This window comes from Porcipelethomonas ammoniilytica (genome assembly GCF_025567485.1).
GTDB lineage: Bacteria > Bacillota > Clostridia > Oscillospirales > Ruminococcaceae > Porcipelethomonas > Porcipelethomonas ammoniilytica.
The window spans coordinates 1-1,382 of sequence record NZ_JAOQKH010000071.1; the positions used below are offsets into that span (position 1 = coordinate 1).

Consider the following 1,382-nt stretch of genomic DNA (forward strand, 5'->3'; position numbering starts at 1 on the left):
AATACTGATTATGAAATTAAAATTCCGTGTATATGAGGAGGGCGAATCATAATGGGATATATTCCGACAAATTGGAAAGATCATATTCTTTCCGACGATAAGTATTCAATCACTAAAAATAATGACGGTACATATACAATAATACCTCATGGAAGCGTTGTTCAGCAGGGAACTCCTATGTCAGCTGAAAATTTTAATCATATGGAAGAGGGCATAAAAATTGCGTCTGAGTTATCTGACAGCGCCAAAAAGCTTGAAACAGCCCGTAAGATCAACGGAGTATCATTTGACGGAACACAGGATATAACGATAGACGTGACCGGCAAGACCCGCCGTTATGAATTGGGTCCGTATGACAGCGTTTCCAGATATTCGATGTTTGCCAGAACAAGCAATATCAATACGCTTGAAAACTGCGGAGCAACCTTGCTTGTGACAGACGCAGGCAATTTTGGTTCTCCCCAGACAGGCGCATGGCTGATACAATTAAGCAACCGTGAAAGCAAGCCGACTATGTCGGTTACAACGCTGCTGCCGCATAAAAGGGGTACAGTAAATTTTGGATATTATGAGGATAACGAAAACGGTTATTTTTATTTTGGAGCATATACCGGAACATACCGTTCTGTTTTTGCAGTAACGGTTTTGAGGGGAACAAATGTAACGCTGTCAGATTTCGGCGACACCGCGGACGCTCCGAGCAGCTGGACAACGGTAACTCCGAGAATCCTACAGGACAATACCGATTTACAAAGCTATCTTCCATTGACCGGAGGAACACTGATCGGAGATTTAATTGTGCCGCACATAAAGCAGTCCCAATCGGGAGCACTTCTTGTTGAAAGCTCAACAGATGAAAACGGTCTGACGGTAACCAATGCTGAGATAGTAAAATATTCACAGGTGTATATGGCTGCAAGCTGGACTCAGCAAGAGACGGTCAATTTCTGCGATGTGATTCCGATTTCCGCTATTGCGGCAGGAGCGGTATTTACAAAGCAAGTTTATACGGGTACAAGGATTTACACTTATACGGTCACCTGTACAAGTGCAGGAGTATTTACATTAACGCAAAGTAATTCCACAGGTACAGCAGGAACGTTGAGATTAAAATTGTATGTTATTTAGGAGGTGTAACTTATGACGGAAATAATAGTAGCGGCAATATCCTTATTGGGAACACTGGGCGGTTCTCTGGGAGGTATTCTGGTATCAAGCAAAATGACAAATTATCGGATTCAGCAGCTTGAAAACAAGGTTGCGGAGCACAATAATTTTGCAAGGCGAATGCCGGTTGTTGAAGAACAGATAAAAGTCGCAAATCATAGAATTGAGGACTTGGAAAAGGAGATGCACAAATGAACATTTTAAAGAAAAATTGC

2 protein-coding genes are annotated in these 1,382 nt (G+C 42.1%); both read left to right on the forward strand.

Going from position 1 to position 1,382, the window contains the following annotated elements:
* Window positions 1-51 precede the first annotated feature (51 nt).
* The gene (locus OCV67_RS13260) at window positions 52-1,128 is read left to right on the forward strand and encodes a hypothetical protein (protein ID WP_147644399.1); all 1,077 of its coding nucleotides are present in this window, start codon (window positions 52-54) and stop codon (window positions 1,126-1,128) included.
* A 12-nt stretch (window positions 1,129-1,140) separates the two neighbouring features.
* A complete protein-coding gene (locus tag OCV67_RS13265) occupies window positions 1,141-1,362 on the forward strand; it encodes a hypothetical protein (RefSeq protein WP_147644400.1) in 222 nt (73 codons plus the stop codon).
* The last annotated feature ends 20 nt before the right edge of the window (window positions 1,363-1,382 follow it).